The organism is Solemya velesiana gill symbiont, assembly GCF_002020805.1.
Lineage (GTDB): Bacteria > Pseudomonadota > Gammaproteobacteria > Chromatiales > Chromatiaceae > Sedimenticola_A.
Genome location: NZ_MPRJ01000013.1, coordinates 15,045 through 33,534 on the forward strand (window position 1 = coordinate 15,045; position 18,490 = coordinate 33,534).

Consider the following 18,490-nt stretch of genomic DNA (forward strand, 5'->3'; position numbering starts at 1 on the left):
GGCAGATCAACCCATGGTGCACTGCAATGGTCAGGCCATAAGTGTAACTAGTTGATTTTTTAAGGGTTGAATCCTGTTATTCACAGGCTCGAGGTGTATCGTGTTACCTTGGGTAACGTGGCGATGTTACCCAAGGAAGCGAAAACTGTTCCCATGAGCAGGTGTTTCCAGCTTTTAGGCGGAACCTTTCTTGGGGCGGGGCAGGCCAAAGCGCTGGCGTCTCTCCCAAAGAGCCTTGCGGCTGATTCCCAGGCGTTTGGCAAGTTCCGTTTCGGTCATCTTGTCCTGGTTTTCGAGGACGAATTGCCTGAAGTATTCCTCCAGGGAGAGTTCGCCCATTTCTCCGTTTTTTTGCGCGGGCTGGTTGTCGTTTGTCGTCTCTATGGCCAGCAGGTCGGGAGTGATGGTGTTGCTTTCACAAAGGATCACGGCCCGTTCCATGGTGTTTTCCAGCTCACGTACATTGCCCGGCCAGTTGTAGTGGGTAACCAGTTCCATGGCTTCAGGGCTCAGGGTGACAGGTGGACGGTTGAATTTTGTGCGCGCCTTGTCCAGAAGCACCTTGGCCAACTCGATGATATCGTCACCGCGTTCACGCAGGGGAGGGAGGTTGAGCTCCACGACCCGGAGTCGGAAGTAGAGATCGCTGCGGAAACTGCGCTCCTGGACACGCTGTTTGAGATCCCGGTGTGTGGCCGCTATCAGCCTGACGTCAACGTTGCGGGACTGCTCGGAACCTACCCGGCGGATCTCGCCATTTTGCAGCACACGCAGCAGCCTTGCCTGGGCGGCTACCGGCAGTTCGCCGATCTCGTCCAGGAACAGGGTGCCACCGTCGGCGGCTTCCACGAGGCCGGTTCTGGCCGTATCGGCGCCGGTGAATGCCCCCTTTTCATGTCCGAAAAGTTCAGATTCGATCAGGGTCTCGGGGATGGCGGCGCAGTTTACCGTGATGATGGGGGATTCGTTGCGCAGGCTCTGTTCGTGCAGGGCGCGGGCAACCAGCTCTTTACCTGTACCGGATTCACCCAGAATGAGGACAGTTGTGTCGGTAGGTGCGACTTTCTTGATGCGGCGACACACCTCCTGCATTTCTCCGCAGCTTCCGATCATGCCGTCGACGGGGTACTCCTTGTCGAGTTCCGATTTCAGCGCCTCGTTCTGGCGTTCCATCTTCCCCTGTTTGAGCGTCCGCAGGACCAGCATCAGCAGTTCATCGTGATCGAAGGGTTTTGCAATGTAGTCCACCGCGCCCTTTTTCATTGAGTCCACGGCGGAGCGTACGCTGGCGTAGCTGGTCATGATCAACACCGGCACACTGGGTGCCTTATCAATGATCTCGGTACCAGCCAGTCCCGGCAATCTGACGTCGCTGAGAATAAGGCTGAAGTTTTCGAGGTCATAGGCCGACTCCGCCTCTTCCACGGACCCCGCTTCGGCTACCTGGTAACCCTTGCGTTCCAAAAGGCGTTTGACCGCGGTGCGGATGACTTCTTCATCCTCTATGATCAAGATCTTATTCATTGGTCTGCTGATCCGAATGTTGGGGTAACTTGATGACCACCCGTGTCCCTATGCCGGGGACGGAATCTATATCGATCTGGCCGCTATGCTCCTGGATGATCTTGTAGACCATGGGCAGTCCGAGACCGGTGCCTTCTCCGGGGGCCTTGGTTGTGAAGAAGGGTTCGAAAACCTCTTCCAGGGCCTCTTCGGGGATGCCGGCGCCCTGGTCCATCACTTCGAGTTGTATCTGTCCCTCTTCAGCGAAGGCGAAGATCTCCACCCTGTCCCCGATGCCCGAGGCGTCGCAGGCGTTGGTCAGCAGGTTGACCATGACCTGGGAGAGTCTTTGACGATCACCCACCAGTTTGATGTCTGTCGGACAACTGTTGCCACAGGAGACCTGCTTCCCCGAACGGGTCAGCGCAACCAGTTGGATCGCCTCTTCGATGATGTCATTGAGTACGAAGGTCTCATAGTCGCCGCCGACGCTGCCGCTGCGGCTGAAACTCATCAGGGACTGGACAATGCTGCTGATGCGGCGTGTCTGCTGAAGAATGGACTCGATACTGTCGCTGACGATGGCCGGGTCGTTCTCCTCCCGGAGGTTCTGGGCAAGTGATGCAATGCCGGTGACCGGGTTGCCGATTTCATGGGCAACCCCTGCGGCGAGGCGTCCTACCGAAGCGAGTCGGTCGCTGTGGGCCAGTTCTGCTTCCAGTGTTTCCAGGTCGGTCAGGTCTTCCAGGAGCATTACCAGGCCTGCACGCTCGCCAGGGCCGTGACGGGTCAGGTCGGGATCGGGAATGCTGGCCTTGTGCAGGTTGTACCAGCGTGTACGGCCTGTCAGCAGAATCTCCATGTGATGGATGTGCTCGTCTATGGCCAGGGCGAATCCGGCCAGCAATTCGTTCCACGGCTCTGGCAGATTGTTCAGCTTGCGCCCCATCACCTCTTTGCTGGGCACACCGGTCATCAGTTCCATGGCCAGGTTCCAGATGACCACGGTATGATCGGGCGCTACGGCGCAGACACCCAGTGGCAGATCCAGCAGGATCTGGCGTTGATAGCGGCGCAGGGTGTCCAGGTCGGCGTTGACCCCGCGCAGCCGGCTGCGGGACTCTTCGAGCCTCTCCTCCATGTAGCGAATGGAGTCGGCAACGGCGGTTTTTGCCTCGCTGTCCATCTGCAACTGCTGGCTGATGATCATGTGCGCCATGTGAGGGCCAACCAGGCCGGAGAGGTTGCGTTCGATTCGTTCCCTCAGGCGCTTGAGCTCCCGGGGGCGGGTCTCATTCTCATTCAGGTCCAGGTCCAGGTCCAGGTCCTGCAGGGCCTGTTTCACCTCTTGCCGGGCGGCCTCTTTACCCAGGAGTCCTGCAAGGCCTTCTGAAAACTGTGCGGGGGAGCCGGCAGTAACAACACCGCCCAGAGGCACCGGCATAGTGGCATCGCTGCGGCAGGCCAAGGCTGCCTCTTTCTCTTCAAGTGACTGCCGGGTGTAGATCGACACCAGGATAAAGAGGGTCGTATTGATAGAGAGTGAACAGAACGTGGAGAACTGCCAGTGATCCAGTCCTGATGCCTGCTGCAGGGCTGCGATGTCGAAGGCGGTTTCGATCAGTCCGGAGTTTTCCAGCAGGGGTATCAGCAGGGTGATGGACCAGGCCGTGATACCGCCAAGAAGACCGGTGATGAATCCCAGGCGCGTAGCACGACGCCAGTAGAGCACGCCTATGATGCCCGGCAGAAACTGGGCAACCGCCACGAACGAGATGAGACCGAGCTGAACCAGTCCCTGGTTGTGTTCCAGGAGTTCATAGAAGATGAAACCGGCAAAAATGATGATACCGATGAGCAGTCGTCGTCCCCAAAGCAGCCAGCGGTAGATATCCACCTTGGGGTCCGGATAACTTGTCGGCAGCAGCAGGTGGTTCAGGCACATGGAGGAGAGTGCCTGGGTTGAGACGATCACCATTGCGCTGGCCGCCGATACGCCGCCGATGAAGGCCAGCATGGGCATCCAGTCAGGCCCCCTGGCCAGGGTTATTCCCAGCACGTAGTAGTCTGCGTCCATATCCAGCTGCAGGTAATTTCCCGCCCACAGGATGGGTGGGATGGCCAGGTTGAGAAGCAGCAGCAAAAGGGGGAAGGCCCAGCTGGCCACGCTCAGGGATTTGAACGAGTTGTTCTCGGTGAAGGTCATGTGGAACTGGCGCGGCAGCAGGAAAGCCGCGCAGAACGACAGGAACAGCAGGGTAACCCAGGGGCCCTCACGCACCGGCTCGTATAGCGCCCTGGTGGCTTCCGGGTTTTTGTTCAACCACAGGGCCAGTTCCCCAGGTCCGGAGAAGACGCCGAACAGGGCAAGTCCGCCTACCAGCAACAGTGCAATCACCTTGACCAGGGATTCAAAGGCGATGGCGGCGACCAGTCCCCGGTGTTTCTCTCTTGGCGAGATGTGGCGTGCGCCAAAGAGGATGGAGAAGAGTGTTAGCAGTGCACAGAACCCCAGGGCCAGTGAGCTGGGGGCGGTTTCCGTGGTCAGTACCTGAATTGATGAGGTAACTGCCCGAATCTGCAGTGCGATGTAAGGGAGTGAGCCCACCAGCATGAAAATTGTGACCAGGACCCCTGCAAACTGGCTGCGGAATCGAAAGGCCAGCAGGTCTGCCAGCGAGGTCAACTGGTAGTCCCAGGTGAGGCGGAGTATCGGTCGCAGCAGGAACGGGCTGAACAGAAAGGCTATGGTGACACCCAGGTAGACGGTAAGGAACTGGTAACCCTCACGCTCGGCAAAACCGACGCTGCCGTAATAGCTCCAGGATGTTGCATAGACGCCCAGCGACAGGACGTAGACCAGGGGGTTGGCTGTCCAGCGCTCGGATATCATGCCGCTGTCCGTAACATAGGCTACGAAGAAGAGGATGATCAGGTAGAAGATGCTGGCCCCGAACAGGACCTCCAGTTCATAAGTCATGATGACTGTGTCGGGCGCTGAGCCATGCCCCAATCAGGATGATGAACAGCCACAGGAGATAGGGCAGAAACCATGGGCTGGTGTTCGATGCCCACCAGATGGTGAGCGGCAAGGCGAAACGAAACAGCGCAAGCAGCACCAGCAACAGCATGCTCTCTCTCTCTGATGTGAGGGATCGGGACGATTGATCATCGGCCTAGGGTAACAACTGTTACCAAATGTAACAATACTGCCTGTCCTTGCCCTGATTGAAATCAGTTTCCGGTCAGAGATTAAAAAAGAGTTCTGGCGGTATCCGTCATAGTGCGTAATATTTCCCTAAAGCGTGGTGAACTGCCTGTTTACCATTGGAGAAGAACAATAAGGGCTGCTGTTGCGGTCTGCATGGGGGCATGCTCCCGGATATAGGCAAAGGAGTAACGGATGAATCCGGAGAAAGTGGTTTTCGGCTTTTTTATTGTTTTGGCCCTGACCCTCAATTTTGGTTTTTTTGTAGGGGAGATCGATAATCCCGATCATCACCACGTCTACGAGTTGTTTGCGGTGATCGTGGTCAACCTGATCGCAACCATACTGAAATTCGGCGACCGCACCCAGATGGGGGCCGTGTTGCTGGCGACCAGCCTGGTGGCGCTGTTGCAACTCTTTGCAGCCGCCCTGGTCTGGGGATTCGTCGAGCATGTCACGGGCAGTGGGCTGACCCCCGTGGCCACGGCAAGTATCGTCTCCCTCTCTGGTGGTGCGATGCTGGCCAACGTGGTTTCGGTGGTGTTACTGGTCATCGAGACGGTGATGCTGCGTCGGTGATGCCGGCTGATGGATAATATCGTTTTCATTGTCATGCAGCGCATGCGCCGCCCGGTGCTGACCCTGGTGCTCACCTACGCGGTGGCTGTACTGGGGCTGGTGCTGATTCCGGGGCAGGATGCCCAGGGAAACCCGTGGCACATGGATTTCTTCCATGCCTTCTACTTTGTCAGTTTCATGGCCACGACCATCGGGTTTGGCGAGATCCCCTACGAATTTACCGACGGCCAGCGCTTGTGGGTGACTTTTTTACTCTACGCAACGGTGGTTGTGTGGATCTACGCCATCGGTACCCTGCTGGCCCTGGTGCAGGACAAGGGTTTCCAGCAGGCGATGGTGGAGCGACGATTTGCACGTCGTATCAAGCATCTGTGCGAGCCCTTTTTTCTGGTCTGCGGCTACGGTGAAACGGGCAGCGCGCTGGTACGCGCATTGACCGAACGGAATCAGCACGTAGTGGCCATCGATATAGATCCTGAAAGGATCAGCATCCTGAGGCTGGAAAATCTGCGCCAGTACGTACCGGCTCTGCATGGGGATGCCAGTCGCCCTGTTCACTTGTTGGAAGCCGGATTGGAGCATCCGCTTTGTGAAGGCGTTGTGGCACTGACCAATCACAACGAGGTCAATCTGAAAATTGCCCTGACCAGCAAGTTGCTGCATCCCGATATCAAGGTGATCTGCCGTGCGGATTCCCACGATATCGAAGCCAACATGAATTCCTTCGGCACCGACTATATCGTCGATCCCTACGACGCTTTCGCCAATCACCTTGCGACTGCCATGCAGGCCCCCGGCCTCTATACGTTGCATGAGTGGCTTGCCGGGTTTGAGCATCAGGTCTTGAGTGAACCGATCTATCCGCCCACCAAGGGGCTGTGGATCATTTGCGGCTACGGTCGATTTGGTCGTGCGGTATATCGACGTCTCAAGGCGGAAGGGATCGACCCGGTGGTGATCGAGGCGGCGCCGGAAAACACCGGGATGCCCGAGGAGGGGTGTGTCATCGGGCGGGGTACCGAGGCGGATACCCTGGAAGAGGCGGGTGTGACGCGAGCGGTCGGCCTGGTCGCAGGAACCGACAACGATACGAACAACCTGTCGATCATCATGACGGCCAGGGAGCTCAACCCGGACCTCTTTTTTATCGCCCGTCAGACTCATCATGAGAATCAGAGTATATTCGATGCGGTGAACGCCGGTATCGTGATGCATCCGAGCTCTATCATCGCCAACAAGGTGCGGGTGCTGCTGGGTACGCCGATGCTTTATGAATTCATGGGGCTTGCGATGTACGAGGATGACGGCTGGGCCTGCGAGCTGGTGAGTCGGGTAGGCGCCCTGGTTCACGAGCGGGTACCCGAGGTGTGGGAGGTGGAATTGACCCGGGATACGGCAAGTGCTCTGCTGGAGGCAGGCGAGAGCGGTCACGAAATCAACATAGGGCACATGATTGCCGACCCGAGGGACAGGGAAAAGACGCTTCCCTGTATTCCGCTGCTGCTGCAGCAGTACAATAAACGTTACATGGTGCCGAGCGAGGAGATGTCCATAGGCGAGGGTGACAAGCTGCTGTTCTGCGGGCGCAGTTCTGCCAGAAGCAGTATGGAGTGGGCGCTGAAGAATGAGAATGCGTTGAGCTACATACTTACCGGGGAGACCAAGCCCCAGGGTTGGGTTTGGGGATTTTTCCATAGAATGGGCTCAACAACGGATAAGGTCTCCGAGTGATAATCGCGGTTTGTTAACACGATGCGGAAGGCATTCTATTGATGTTGGATAACCTGCAAAACACCCTCTCCGGCATACTGCTGAGTCTGTCGCCCATTGATTTGGCGTTAGTTGTCATCAATGGTTTATTGCTGATCTTCTCGCGAGCGATCGTCAGTCGTTTTTCCCATGTTGAAGGTGACGGCCTGGGCAAGCGACTGCATATATTTCGAGCCATCAACTTGCTGATTCTGCTGTTCGTGGTCTTTATCAATCTGCGCCACCTGGCTGACCACTCCTGGGCCAGCAAGGGGTTGATGAGTCTGCTGGTGATTTACCTGGGTTATCTCTTTTTTCATATCTCCGATTACCTGGTGAAGAAACGCTTCGGTCGCGAGCGCGAGGTAAATGGTGGCAGTGTTATTGCTGAGACATATAACTCCAGGTTGTTGAGCCTGCTCAGCGCAGTCTTTATCTTCACCGTATCATTGGTTGCTATTGTCAGAATTCTGGGCTTTGACAGCCTGTTGGAGGCCGGCGGTGTAATCGGTTTTATCGGTGTATTCCTTGCGCTGACCCAGAGTTCCTGGGCTCCTGACATCATTAGTGGCCTGATCATTCTCAACAGCCGGTTGCTGGAAGAGGGTGACGTGATCGAATTCAGTGATGGAGGAAGCGTGATCGGTATGGTGTTCAAAACCCAGGTCTTTCATACAGAGATACTGAACCTTGTGAACAACCATCGCATCATGCTTCAGAACTCGAAGCTGCGTCAGCAGACGCTGCATAATCGTTCGAAGTTTGCCTCCGCCAAGGGCTTGCGGGAGATGCTGCAGTTCAAGATCGGCTATGACGTGCCGGAAGAGGATGTACGGGAGCTGTTCGAAACTGCTTTTCAGGGGGCGATAGAAGATGCCGATATCGCAGTCGAGGCGCATCCCGGGATTGAGGTGCGGGCGGTGGATGCCGGGGACTTTGCCGTGCTCTGGTCGGTTTTCTACTACACCAAGGATGTGAGGCACCTGCTGCGGACACGGCAACAGCTGCTTGGACTGATCCTGAAGCAGTCGTCAGAGAAGGGTGTCAGCCTCGCAACACCCATGCTTCAGCAATTCGATGCACCAGCGCCGGTCATGCAGAAGTCATCCGCGTGAGATTTATGTTGCAATGCAAAAATGTTATGTTGCCATGAACAAGGGCGTTCCTGTGCGCACTTGATGGTGTTGCGCTATCTATCGCATTCAGACGCGTAATAAACGAGATATTCAATTCTGACTTGGAGATCGACCGATGCACAGTCTGCTTGAGAAGTTGCACAAGGATCATATCAACCTGGACCAGGTATTGACCCTCCTGAGTAGCCAACTCGACCATTTCTATGCAGGGAGGGAGTCAAACTTCGATCTCAAAATCGAACTGATGGAGTATCTCGAAGCCTATGCTGACCAAGGGCATGATCCCCTGGAGAACCGGATATTCAATGTGGCGAAACGGCGCATGGGGGAGCAGCGGGAGCTGTTGGAGCGACTGCAGTCTCAGCATGAGGGGCTCGAGCAGTTGACCAAGCAGTTCAGGCAGTCACTCGAGAATATACTCCAGGGCGGGGTGATGACCCGTGAGGAGCTGGAGGTGCAGGGAAGGGAATATATCGCCCTGCAGCGTCAGCATCTTGATCTCGAAGAGAGCGAGGTGTTTCCAGTGGTCGATCGGGTGATGACCGAAGAGGATTGGCGGGAAGTGATGGCCGATCTGCCCACCTATGACGATCCCGTTTTCGATGCGCCGGACAAGATCAGGTTCCACAATCTGTTCGAATACCTGAGCCAGGCCGAAGAGAGAGATGACGCCTGAACCGGGTCTGCGTATAAGCGTATATTTATTTAATTAACTTCCTGATTACACGAATAAAAACTTTATTTTTACCTGCTCAAACGGTATGGTGAAATGCACTGTCTGCACAGTGCTGACACAGATATAACAATAAGTCCGACCTACCGGCCAGAAGAATAAAAACCGGTCGAAGCAGGCTGTGCACATTTCACTATAAATAATCTCCACAGGAGGCAGGTTACTATGGCTCATATAGTCGTTTTGGGGGCAGGTACGGGTGGTTTGCCCTGTGCATATGAGCTTCGTGAATCCCTGGGCAGAGAGCACGAGGTTACCGTAATCAACGAAAGGGACTACTTCCAGTTCGTCCCCTCCAATCCCTGGGTGGCTGTGGGCTGGCGTGACCGCTCCAGTATTACTTTCGATATCCGTCCTCATGTCGAGCGCAAAGGGATCAACTTTATCGCCAAGCGTTGCGACAGGATTGATGCCGATAACAACAAGCTGGAGCTGGATGGCGGCGAGGTGGTCGAGTATGACTACTTGGTCATCGCAACAGGCCCGCGCCTGGCGTTTGAAGAGGTGGAAGGCGCCGGTCCCATTGCCGGCAACACCGAATCGATCTGTGCCGTGGATCACGCCCTGGATGCATACGAGTCTTACAAGAAGCTGTTGGAAGATCCGGGTCACGTGGTGATTGGGGCCATGCCCTTTGCCAGTTGCTTCGGCCCTGCTTACGAATTTGCCTTCATCATGGATTCCGATCTGCGTAAGCGCAAGATGCGGGACAGGGTGCCCATGACATTCGTGACCTCGGAGCCCTATATCGGCCATCTCGGCCTGGGCGGTGTGGGTGATTCCAAGGGCTTTCTGGAGTCCGATCTGCGTAACCACCACATCAACTGGATCACCAACGCCAAGGTGATCAAGGTGGAGTCCGGCAAGATGTTTGTTGAACAGTTCGACGACAGCGGGCACCTGATCAAGGAGCATGAGCTTGAGTTCAAGTACTCCATGATGCTGCCGGCGTTCAAAGGCGTTGATGCAGTGGCCAATGTCGAGGACTTATGCAACCCGCGCGGCTTCGTCTTCGTGGACAGCCATCAGCGCAACCCCACCTACCAGAACATCTACTCAGCCGGTGTCTGTATCGCTATTCCGCCGGTAGAGGCCACCGTGGTTCCCACCGGTGCGCCGAAGACCGGTTACATGATTGAATCCATGGTGACGGCCATTGTTCACAACATCACCGATGAGCTGAATGACCGCGACCTTTCCACCAATGCTACCTGGAATGCCATTTGCCTGGCGGACATGGGAGATACCGGTGCGGCCTTCGTGGCGCTGCCACAGATACCGCCCCGTAACGTGGCCTGGTTCAAGAAGGGCAAGTGGGTGCACATGGCGAAGATCGCTTTCGAGAAGTACTTTATCCGCAAGATGAAAAAGGGTACCACTGAGCCTATCTACGAGAAGTACATCCTCAAGATGCTGGGTATCGGCAAGCTCAAATAGATCGGCCTCGCAGCTTAAACAACTTCTCTTACCAGGCGGAATCCCACCCGGTAGTGGCTGTGGTCCGGAGGCAGCTGGTTGCGTGATGCGCTGCGCAGGGCGCCCGGCAGGTTGTACCAGGAGCCGCCACGCACGACCCGGGGGTGGTGGTTGGGTTGGTGACGTCTGCAGTGGCATCGCCCATTTCAAAGCCGGAATAGGTTTCATCGTAGAGGGATGCGCACCACTCCCAGACATTGCCGTGCATATCATGAAGTCCCCAGGGATTGGAGGGATAGCGGTCGACGGGTGTGGTTTTCTGGAGTGGCTCCGCTTTGGGACCGTTGCCATAACCGTAATGGCAGTTGTAGTTTGCCTGTTCGGGTGAAATCGTATCGCCGGTCCAGAAGGGTGTTTTGGTGCCTGCGCGACAGGCGTACTCCCACTCGGCCTCGGTGGGCAGCCTGATCACCCAGCCGGTCTGTTTCTGCAGCCATGCGCTGTATTGAATAGCGTCCCAGTAACTGACATGGATTGCCGGCCGGCTTCCGCGGCCCCATGATTCATCCGAGGGTTTCACCAAAGCCTCCTGGATGCAGTAGGCGTCAAACATATCGAAGGTCACCGGGGTCTTCAGCATTTCGAAAGCGGCGACAGTGACATCGTGGAGGTGTTCGGAGCTGAACCTGTCCTTTTCATCGGCTGGTGAACCCATGGCGAAATTGCCAACTGGTATGTGTACCCAGTCGCCTTCTGATATGCCGGGTTCCAACAGATGCTGGTTAGCCTGGGCTTCGGCAGCCTCACTGTCGGTTGCTCTTCCGCAGTAGCTGCAGAATCTTGCGTCAGGAGATAGCGGGTGTCCGCAATAGATACAACATTGATCTGTCTTGAGGGCGCAGCCGCAGTGGGAACGGAAGCCAGCATCCGGCTCTGCAATTGGCTGCCTGCAACTTGGGCAATTGGTGAGCGTATCAAGCAAGGTTCTGTCGTTGTCCGGGCTCTGATGGTGCTGTCAGCGGCATGCGTCAGTCTGTTTATACGGTCATAAAGGCCGCGGCCAGCCGGAACCTTATATGTTGTTTGGCGATAAAACAATCTCTTTAATAACAAAATTTTACTTTCGCTTGTATAAGGGTAGTTAAGTGTTACTTGGGGTTGCCACGTGTTACCTAACGGAACACATATTTCTCTTCAGGGTGGCCTTTACGGTAACGCTCTTCCTTGGGAAGGAAATAACCCTCTGAATTCAATAGAAGTAATTCATCTGGCATCGATTTTGCTGCAAACATTGGGTTGAGCGTTGTGTCTGTCAAACCGTTTGATTTTGCGGTTGAACAGGACCTTTCAAGCTTCGGTGAAGCCGGTCACCTCCGGTGGAGTCGCAACACAGGGAAGTTGGTCCATTTATCGCGGGCTGAGTCCGCGTGGCGGGAGGGTTTACAACCCAGATCGCCCCCAGGCCGGAGAGCCGGGTTCGGTTGTGTTGGTGGTGCATGCCGGTAGTACAGCTACCTAAACAGAAATGATCCACGCCACAAAGGGTGGATCGATAAAAACGGCATACATGCGTGAGTCATGATCGCATGGGATGCGTATTCGCAATAAGGGCATCAAGCCCGAATGGAGAGAGGAACTATCGAATGAGTGAAGATAAGTCCAAAACCAGTGAGCTTTCACGTCGCGGTTTTATCAAGGTAAGTGCTGCAGCCATGGCGGCTGCCAGTTCGCCCATGTTCTTTGTGGAGGACGCCTGGGCCAAGGATTTCCGCAACAACCCTGGTAATGCCAGCTCCGTGAAACTCGGTCGCTGACCGCCATGGAAGGCTGAAAGCCGAGTCGATTTTGGGGACTTGGATGTCCCAAAATCTTTCACGAGGTCGAAGACTCGCTTGTTCAACGTTCCCCAGACCGGCGCCTACGCCGATGAGGGATGAACACCATGAAGCCGCCGGCTCTGAAAGGCAACGGTGTCCTGGGCAAAAAGGTCGAGTACGTGACCGGTGATACCCAGACCAAGTCCGATGCGGCCCGCGCCTCCGCCAAGCGCATGATCGAGAAGGACGGTGTTCTGATGGTAACCGGTGCTTCTTTCTCTGGTGTGGCTATTGCCGTTCAGGGTCTGTGCCAGGAGATGGGTATCATCTTCATGGCCGGTCTGACCCACTCCAACGACACCACCGGCAAAGACAAGCGTCGTTACGGTTTCCGTCACTTCTTCAACACCGAGATGTCCGGCGCCGCGCTGGGTCCCGTGCTGGAGAAAGAGTTCGGCAATGACCGCGTCGCCTACCACCTGACTGCTGACTACACCTGGGGTTGGTCACAGGAGGGCTCAATCAAGAAGTACACCGAGGCACTCGGTTGGAAGACCAAGGCCGCCGTACGCACCCCGCTGGGCGCTGGTGACTTCTCACAGTACATCACCCCGGTACTGAAATCCGGCGCTGACGTACTGGTACTGAACCACTACGGCAAGGACATGGTGAACTCCCTGACCCAGGCCGTGCAGTTCGGTCTGCGCGACAAGCAGGTCAACGGCAAGGACTTCCAGATCGTGGTTCCGCTGTTCTCCCGCCTCATGGCCCAGGGTGCCAGCGAAAACATCAAGGGCATCTTCGGTTCCAGCAACTGGAACTGGTCACTGCAGGATGAAGGCTCCAAGGCTTTCGTCAAGTCCTTCGGCCAGGAGTACGGGTTCCCGCCCTCCCAGGCGGCCCACACCTGCTATGTTCAGACCATCCTGTATGCCGATGCCTGCGAACGCGTCGGTACTTTCGCTCCGCCCCAGGTGATCAAGGCACTGGAAGGCTTCAAGTTCGACGGCATGGGCAATGGTGCCACTGAATACCGTGCGGAAGACCACCAGTGCTTCAAGGATGTGCTCGTGGTGCGCGGTAACCAGAATCCAAGCTCCAAGTTCGACCTGCTGGAGGTTGTACAGGAAGTGCCGCGTGCACAGGTTGAGTATCCCGCCAATATGCTGGGTGGCGATCTCGGACCTTACGAGGTTTAATAGCGCTTGGCCTGCCTGAATTAATAGGCAGGTAACTGACAGGGACTGTCGGTCGCAAGGCCGGCAGTCCCTTTACCCTGTTTGTTCTCCATGCATGTTGTGTGACGGTGATGGACGCATTTCTTCTTCAGATTCTAAACGGGTTGGGCAAGGGCGGCGCTTATGCGCTGATCGCTCTCGGTCTGACGCTCGTATTCGGAACCCTCGGAGTCGTGAACTTCGCACATGGTGCGCTGTTCATGCTCGGGGCATTCTGTGCAGTTTCGCTGCAAAACATACTAACCATATCGAAAAAGGTGAAAGACGAAAGCATCACCTTTTTCGACGCCTACAAGGAGCAGCCTTACCTTGAGATCTGGTGGGGTGACTTCGGTACCTTTATCATCGATTGGTCGGTGCCCATATCGATATTACTGGCGATACCGATCATGCTGCTGGTGGGTATTGCCATGGAGCGTGGGCTGATCCGGCATTTCTACAAGCGCCCCCATGCGGAACAGGTCCTGGTGACCTTCGGCCTGGCCATCGTGCTGCAGGAGATCATTAAATCCATGTTCGGCGCCAATCCGATTCCCACGCCGGCGCCGGATATCGTTTCCGGCAGCGCCACCATTGGCGTAATGCTGGGATTGAGTGCAGACGTGGTCTACCCCTGGTGGCGACTCATCTACCTGCTCTTCTCGGGGGTTGTCATCTTTGCGGTCTTCGCCTTTCTCCAGTTCACCACCTTCGGTATGGTGGTTAGGGTCGGTATGCACGACCGGGAGACAGTGGGGCTGCTGGGAATCAATGTGGAGCGCCGCTTCACTGTCGTCTTCGGTATCGCCGCTGTGGTGGCGGGTCTTGCCGGGGTCATGTATGCGCCTATTCTACCGCCTGGCTACCACATAGGTATGGACTTCCTGGTGCTCTCTTCGTGGTTGTGGTTGTAGGTGGCATGGGTTCCCTGGGGGGGCGCTGTCGCCGCGGGTTTCCTGTTGGGCATTCTGCAATCCTTCGCCTCCATGAACGAGGTCAAGGCGATTCTTCCCGGTATCGACCAGATCATTATCTACCTAGTCGCCGTGGTTATCCTCCTGGTCAGGCCTCGTGGTCTGATGGGACGTAAAGGTGTGATGGAGGACTGATCATGAGCGTACAGTACAAACTCAATCAATGGTGGGTTCTCGCAATCTTCCTGCCCGGTGGCGTGGTGGAAGGCATTCGTCGTATCAGTGCCTTTGTCAGCAACATCGGCAGGAAAGAACCCAAGCCGGCTCACACGTTACCGTTACCGCCGGAGGAGTAAAGAGATGGGTGAGATTGTTTTAGATATCGATAGTGTCGATAAGACATTCGGCGGACTGCATGCCTTGGCGGACATCAACCTGAAGGTTGAAGAGGGTACGACCCACGCCATTATTGGACCCAACGGGGCCGCAAGTCGACGCTGCTCAATGTCTGCATTGGCCGTCTTGTGCCGGATACCGGCACGGTGACCTTCAATGGCATCACCCTTACGGGGATGGAGCCGTACGAGATCAACCATGCGGGCCTGGTGCGCGTGTTCCAGACGCCGGAGATCTTTCCTGAGTTGTCGCTGCTGCGTAATGTCATGGTGCCTGCCTTTGCCAAGCGCGATGGCGCCTTCAGCTTCAACGCCTTCAAGCGTCTCTCCCAGGAGAAGGAGATCATCGAGGAGGCGAAGCACGTGCTTGGAGACGTGGGCCTCATCGACCAGGCGGAGCACCATGCGGGCAATATCTCCCGCGGTGACAAGCGCCGCCTGGAGCTGGCCATGGCGCTGATCCAGCATCCGAAACTTCTGCTGCTGGATGAGCCGATGGCGGGCATGTCTCGGCATGACACCAACAGAACCATTGATCTCCTGAAGCGCATCAAGGAGCGCCGAATGACCAAGGTGATCATCGAGCATGATATACACGTGGTATTCAGTCTTGCCGACCGGATCAGTGTGCTGGCCCAGGGCCGGATCATCGCCGATGGCGAACCTGACGACATACGTGGTAACCCCAAGGTACAAGAGGCCTATCTCGGAGGAGTGGAACTATGACCAGACATGTACCTGCGGTACCCACAGTACAGCGTACCGGCTCTGATCCGGCGTTCTTCTCCTGTTGGGATATTCACTCTTACTATGGCGAAAGCTACATCGTGCAGGGTGTCAGTTTCTACATTCGCGAAGGCGAGGTCCTCGCGCTTCTCGGTCGAAACGGTGCGGGCAAGACCTCTACCCTGCGCTCCATTGCACGGGTGGACAGCCCCCAGGTCACCCATGGTGAGATCTGGCTGGATCACAAGCCCCTGCATAACATGAAGTCTCACGAGGCTGCCCAGAGCGGGGTGGGGCTGGCGCCGGAGGATCGGCGTATCATCGCCGGCATGACGGTGGAGGAGAATCTGATCTTCTCCCAGATTGCTCCACCCGTCGGCTGGACCATCGAGCGTATTTACGAGCATTTCCCCAGGCTGGCGGAACGCCGCGAACAGAAGGCCACCACGCTTTCGGGTGGTGAGCAGCAGATGCTGGCGGTGGCCCGTGCCCTGGCCAGGGACATCAAGTTGCTGTTGCTGAACGAGCCCTACGAGGGCCTAGCGCCGGTGATCGTGCACGAGATCGAGAAGATCGTCGACAGCATCAAGGAGCTGGGTATCACCACCATCATCGTGGAGCAGAACGCGGTGGCGGCGCTGCGTCTGGCAGATCGTGCCATTATCCTCGACATGGGTCCGGTGGTGTTCGATGGCTTTGCGCAGGAGGTATTGGACAATGCAGATCTGCGTCAGCAGTACCTGGCAATTTAAGTCCATACACGATCCATCGTGACAAAACAAAAAGCCCGGCATTACTGCCGGGCTTTTTGTTTCAGCCTGTCGCGACGGGAGGTGCTGATCAGCAGAGCAGCATCTCAAGCAGCGCTTTCTGGGAGTGGAGGCGGTTTTCCGCTTCATCCCACACCACGCTGTCGGGGCGGTCGATTACCGAGGCGCTCACCTCTTCGCCGCGATGAGCGGGGAGGCAGTGCATGAACAGGGCGTCATTGTTGGCCTGGGCCATGACGTCGTCGTTGACCTGGTAGATGGCGAAGGCCTTCTCGCGCTTGGCCTGCTCTTCCTCCTGGCCCATGCTGGCCCAGACATCGGTTACCACCAGGTCTGAACCGGCTGCCGCTTCCATCGGGTCACGGATGATCTGGCAGCGATCGCCAGCGGGATCCATGATCTCGGTAATGGGATCGTAGCCTTCGGGGCAGGCGATGTTGAGCTTGAAATCGAACTGCCTGGCCGCGTTGATGTAGGAGTTGCACATGTTGTTGCCATCTCCCACCCAGGTGACCGTCTTGCCCTTGATGTCGCCCCGGTGCTCAAAGTAGGTCTGCATGTCGGCGATCAGCTGGCAGGGGTGCAGCAGGTCGGTCAGGGCATTGATCACGGGAACCCGGGAGTTGGCGGCGAACAGATCCACCTTCTCGTGTTCGAAGGTACGGATCATGATGCAGTCGACCATGCGCGACATCACCCGTGCACTGTCCTCGATCGGCTCACCGCGGTCCAGTTGGGTGTCCCGGGGCGAGAGGAAGAGGGCGTGGCCGCCCAGCTGGGTCATGCCTGTCTCGAAAGAGACGCGGGTACGGGTGGATGACTTTTCGAAGATCATTCCCAGGGTTTGGTTTTTCAGCGGCTCGTGGATCTCGCCGGCATGCTGCATCTTCTTCAGTTCGGACGCGCGTGCAACCAGCGAGCGCAGCTCATCCGATGAGAGATCAAGCAGTGATAGAAAGTGCCTGGGCTGTTTGGTTTTAGTGTTTGCCATTGTCTGTTCGAATTCCGAGACTGCAGTTGAGTGTGACATCAGCTCAGAAACTCCTTGATCAGGTTGGAAAGCGTGTCGACAAGCTGCTTGGCTTCGTCGTCGCTCAGGATCAGCGGTGGAAGCAACCGGATCACCTTATCTGCAGTTACATTGATGAGCAGGCCCTGCTCAAGCGCCTTGCCAACCAGTTCTGCACAGGGGCGGTCGAGTTCAATACCGATCAATAAGCCGGTACCCCGGATCTCCTCGATACCGGCCACGCCCTGCAGGGCGTCGGCAAAATCGGCCAGCAGCCTGGCGCCGAGTTGGTCCGCACGTTGGACGAGGTTGTTTCCTTCCAATGTTTCCAGTACCGCAACCGCCGCCGCGCAGGCAAGGGGGTTGCCGCCAAAGGTAGAGCCGTGGGTGCCGGGGCCGAATACCTCTGCAGCTTTACCCTTGGCCAGGCAGGCGCCGACGGGAACGCCGTTGCCCAGGCCTTTGGCCAGGGTCATCACATCGGGGGTGATGCCGTTGTGCTGGTGGGCAAACATTTTTCCGCTTCGGCCGACACCGGTCTGGATTTCATCCAGCATCATAAGCCAGTCATGCTCGTCACAGATTTCACGAATCCGGTTAAGGTAATCCTCTGCCGGAATATTGATGCCGCCTTCCCCCTGGATCGGCTCCACGAGCACCGCTACAACGTTGGGTGTGTTCTCCGCGACCTGGGGCAGGCTGTCGATGTCGCCGAAAGGAATGCGTGCAAAGCCTTTTACCAGCGGCTCGAAACCGGCCTGGACCTTGCGGTTTCCAGTGGCTGAGAGGGTGGCCAGGGTGCGGCCATGGAAGCTGTTCTCCATAACCACGATAATCGGGTTCTCTACCCCTTTGGTGTGACCATAGAGACGGGCCAGCTTGATGGCGGCTTCGTTAGCCTCTGCGCCAGAGTTGCTGAAGAATACGCGATCCATGCCGGACAGGCGGGTCAGCATGTCACCCAGTCGTTCCTGCAGGCTGATGCCATACAGGTTCGAGGTGTGAATCAGTTGACCGGCCTGGTCGCACAACGCCTCTTTAACGGCAGGGTGGGCGTGGCCAAGGCCGCACACAGCAATACCCGAAAGGGCATCCAGGTAACGATTGCCATCGGTATCCCATAACCAGGCGCCTTCGCCGCGCTGGAAACTGACCGGTAGCCGTTTGTAAGTGGCCATGAGTGAATCCGTCATACTCTTCTACGTAAACGGGCAACTGGTTTGCCCGCCCCCTGAAACAAAAAAGGCAGCCCGAGGCTGCTCCAAGTACCCCAAAAAACTACCCCCCGAAATATCAGGTAAACGGGAAAGTTTATCGA

The 18,490-nt window shown here is 56.5% G+C and carries 13 protein-coding genes and 4 pseudogenes; 10 read left to right on the forward strand and 7 right to left on the reverse strand.

Annotated features, from left to right (window positions below):
- Positions 1-174: 174 nt before the first annotated feature.
- Genes BOW53_RS03120 through BOW53_RS12685 form a run of 3 tightly spaced genes read right to left on the reverse strand, consistent with a single transcriptional unit; the run spans position 175 to position 4,634 of the window.
- Positions 175-1,524: a sigma-54-dependent transcriptional regulator gene (locus BOW53_RS03120; protein WP_078486058.1), complete on the reverse strand. Its 1,350-nt coding sequence runs from the start codon at positions 1,522-1,524 to the stop codon at positions 175-177.
- Positions 1,517-4,483: an ATP-binding protein gene (locus tag BOW53_RS03125; protein WP_078486059.1), complete on the reverse strand. Its 2,967-nt coding sequence runs from the start codon at positions 4,481-4,483 to the stop codon at positions 1,517-1,519. The genes BOW53_RS03120 and BOW53_RS03125 overlap by 8 nt, the downstream gene beginning before the upstream one ends.
- On the reverse strand, positions 4,473-4,634 hold the full coding sequence (locus tag BOW53_RS12685) for a hypothetical protein (RefSeq protein WP_172838745.1): 162 nt from the start codon (positions 4,632-4,634) through the stop codon (positions 4,473-4,475). The genes BOW53_RS03125 and BOW53_RS12685 overlap by 11 nt, the downstream gene beginning before the upstream one ends.
- A gap of 272 nt (positions 4,635-4,906) precedes the next feature.
- Here BOW53_RS12685 and BOW53_RS03130 point away from each other — a divergent pair, with 272 nt between their 5' ends.
- The 5 genes from BOW53_RS03130 (at position 4,907) to BOW53_RS03150 (ending at position 10,345) form a co-directional block, all read left to right on the forward strand.
- Complete coding sequence (locus tag BOW53_RS03130; RefSeq protein ID WP_078486060.1) at positions 4,907-5,290, forward strand: DUF6394 family protein; 384 nt, start codon at positions 4,907-4,909, stop codon at positions 5,288-5,290.
- Between the two features lie 9 nt (positions 5,291-5,299).
- Complete coding sequence (locus BOW53_RS03135; RefSeq protein ID WP_078486061.1) at positions 5,300-7,021, forward strand: potassium channel family protein; 1,722 nt, start codon at positions 5,300-5,302, stop codon at positions 7,019-7,021.
- 41 nt (positions 7,022-7,062) lie between these two features.
- Positions 7,063-8,154 (forward strand): mechanosensitive ion channel domain-containing protein, encoded by a 1,092-nt coding sequence (locus tag BOW53_RS03140; RefSeq protein ID WP_078486062.1) that lies wholly within the window; start codon positions 7,063-7,065, stop codon positions 8,152-8,154.
- Between the two features lie 136 nt (positions 8,155-8,290).
- Positions 8,291-8,851, forward strand: a complete 561-nt coding sequence (locus tag BOW53_RS03145) for a hemerythrin domain-containing protein (RefSeq protein WP_078486063.1) — start codon at positions 8,291-8,293, stop codon at positions 8,849-8,851.
- Between the two features lie 222 nt (positions 8,852-9,073).
- Entirely contained in the window at positions 9,074-10,345 is a 1,272-nt protein-coding gene (locus BOW53_RS03150) for an NAD(P)/FAD-dependent oxidoreductase (RefSeq protein ID WP_078486064.1), read from the forward strand.
- A 14-nt stretch (positions 10,346-10,359) separates the two neighbouring features.
- Here BOW53_RS03150 and BOW53_RS13815 read toward each other — a convergent pair whose 3' ends face one another.
- Together BOW53_RS13815 and BOW53_RS03155 are read right to left on the reverse strand one after the other, a co-directional pair.
- A complete protein-coding gene (locus tag BOW53_RS13815) occupies positions 10,360-10,479 on the reverse strand; it encodes a hypothetical protein (protein ID WP_425442889.1) in 120 nt (39 codons plus the stop codon).
- An 89-nt stretch (positions 10,480-10,568) separates the two neighbouring features.
- Positions 10,569-11,306: pseudogene (locus tag BOW53_RS03155) on the reverse strand (SUMF1/EgtB/PvdO family nonheme iron enzyme); the annotation flags it as partial.
- Positions 11,307-11,967: 661 nt separating this feature from the next.
- On the opposite strand from BOW53_RS03155, the pseudogene BOW53_RS03165 reads away from it, so the two are divergent.
- The 5 genes and pseudogenes from BOW53_RS03165 (at position 11,968) to BOW53_RS03180 (ending at position 16,145) form a co-directional block, all read left to right on the forward strand.
- A pseudogene (locus tag BOW53_RS03165) lies at positions 11,968-13,340 on the forward strand (substrate-binding protein).
- A gap of 110 nt (positions 13,341-13,450) precedes the next feature.
- Positions 13,451-14,467, forward strand: a pseudogene (locus BOW53_RS03170) (branched-chain amino acid ABC transporter permease).
- Between the two features lie 2 nt (positions 14,468-14,469).
- Positions 14,470-14,628 carry a hypothetical protein gene (locus BOW53_RS12690; RefSeq protein ID WP_172838747.1) on the forward strand — a complete coding sequence of 53 codons (159 nt, stop codon included), beginning with the start codon at positions 14,470-14,472 and terminating at the stop codon, positions 14,626-14,628.
- Positions 14,629-14,632: 4 nt separating this feature from the next.
- Positions 14,633-15,393, forward strand: a pseudogene (locus tag BOW53_RS03175) (ABC transporter ATP-binding protein).
- Complete coding sequence (locus BOW53_RS03180) at positions 15,390-16,145, forward strand: ABC transporter ATP-binding protein (protein ID WP_078486066.1); 756 nt, start codon at positions 15,390-15,392, stop codon at positions 16,143-16,145. The pseudogene BOW53_RS03175 and the gene BOW53_RS03180 overlap by 4 nt, the downstream one beginning before the upstream one ends.
- Before the next feature lie 88 nt (positions 16,146-16,233).
- On the opposite strand, the gene argF is transcribed toward BOW53_RS03180, so the two are convergent.
- Together argF and BOW53_RS03190 are read right to left on the reverse strand one after the other, a co-directional pair.
- Positions 16,234-17,154, reverse strand: coding sequence for an ornithine carbamoyltransferase (argF, locus tag BOW53_RS03185; RefSeq protein ID WP_078486092.1), 921 nt, complete (start codon positions 17,152-17,154; stop codon positions 16,234-16,236).
- Between the two features lie 38 nt (positions 17,155-17,192).
- Positions 17,193-18,365, reverse strand: coding sequence for an acetylornithine transaminase (locus BOW53_RS03190; RefSeq protein WP_078486067.1), 1,173 nt, complete (start codon positions 18,363-18,365; stop codon positions 17,193-17,195).
- Between the last annotated feature and the right edge of the window lie 125 nt (positions 18,366-18,490).

Excerpts from the sequence above, each read along its gene's own strand:
- BOW53_RS12690 (WP_172838747.1), top strand. The coding sequence starts at position 14,470 with ATGAGCGTACAGTACAAACTCAATCAATGGTGGGTTCTCGCAATCTTC.
- BOW53_RS03140 (WP_078486062.1), top strand. The coding sequence starts at position 7,063 with ATGTTGGATAACCTGCAAAACACCCTCTCCGGCATACTGCTGAGTCTG.
- argF (WP_078486092.1), bottom strand. The coding sequence starts at position 17,154 with ATGGCAAACACTAAAACCAAACAGCCCAGGCACTTTCTATCACTGCTT.
- BOW53_RS03145 (WP_078486063.1), top strand. The coding sequence starts at position 8,291 with ATGCACAGTCTGCTTGAGAAGTTGCACAAGGATCATATCAACCTGGAC.
- BOW53_RS03150 (WP_078486064.1), top strand. The coding sequence starts at position 9,074 with ATGGCTCATATAGTCGTTTTGGGGGCAGGTACGGGTGGTTTGCCCTGT.
- BOW53_RS12685 (WP_172838745.1), bottom strand. The coding sequence starts at position 4,634 with ATGCTGTTGCTGGTGCTGCTTGCGCTGTTTCGTTTCGCCTTGCCGCTC.
- BOW53_RS03125 (WP_078486059.1), bottom strand. The coding sequence starts at position 4,483 with ATGACTTATGAACTGGAGGTCCTGTTCGGGGCCAGCATCTTCTACCTG.
- BOW53_RS03190 (WP_078486067.1), bottom strand. The coding sequence starts at position 18,365 with ATGACGGATTCACTCATGGCCACTTACAAACGGCTACCGGTCAGTTTC.
- BOW53_RS03130 (WP_078486060.1), top strand. The coding sequence starts at position 4,907 with ATGAATCCGGAGAAAGTGGTTTTCGGCTTTTTTATTGTTTTGGCCCTG.
- BOW53_RS03135 (WP_078486061.1), top strand. The coding sequence starts at position 5,300 with ATGGATAATATCGTTTTCATTGTCATGCAGCGCATGCGCCGCCCGGTG.
- BOW53_RS03120 (WP_078486058.1), bottom strand. The coding sequence starts at position 1,524 with ATGAATAAGATCTTGATCATAGAGGATGAAGAAGTCATCCGCACCGCG.
- BOW53_RS03180 (WP_078486066.1), top strand. The coding sequence starts at position 15,390 with ATGACCAGACATGTACCTGCGGTACCCACAGTACAGCGTACCGGCTCT.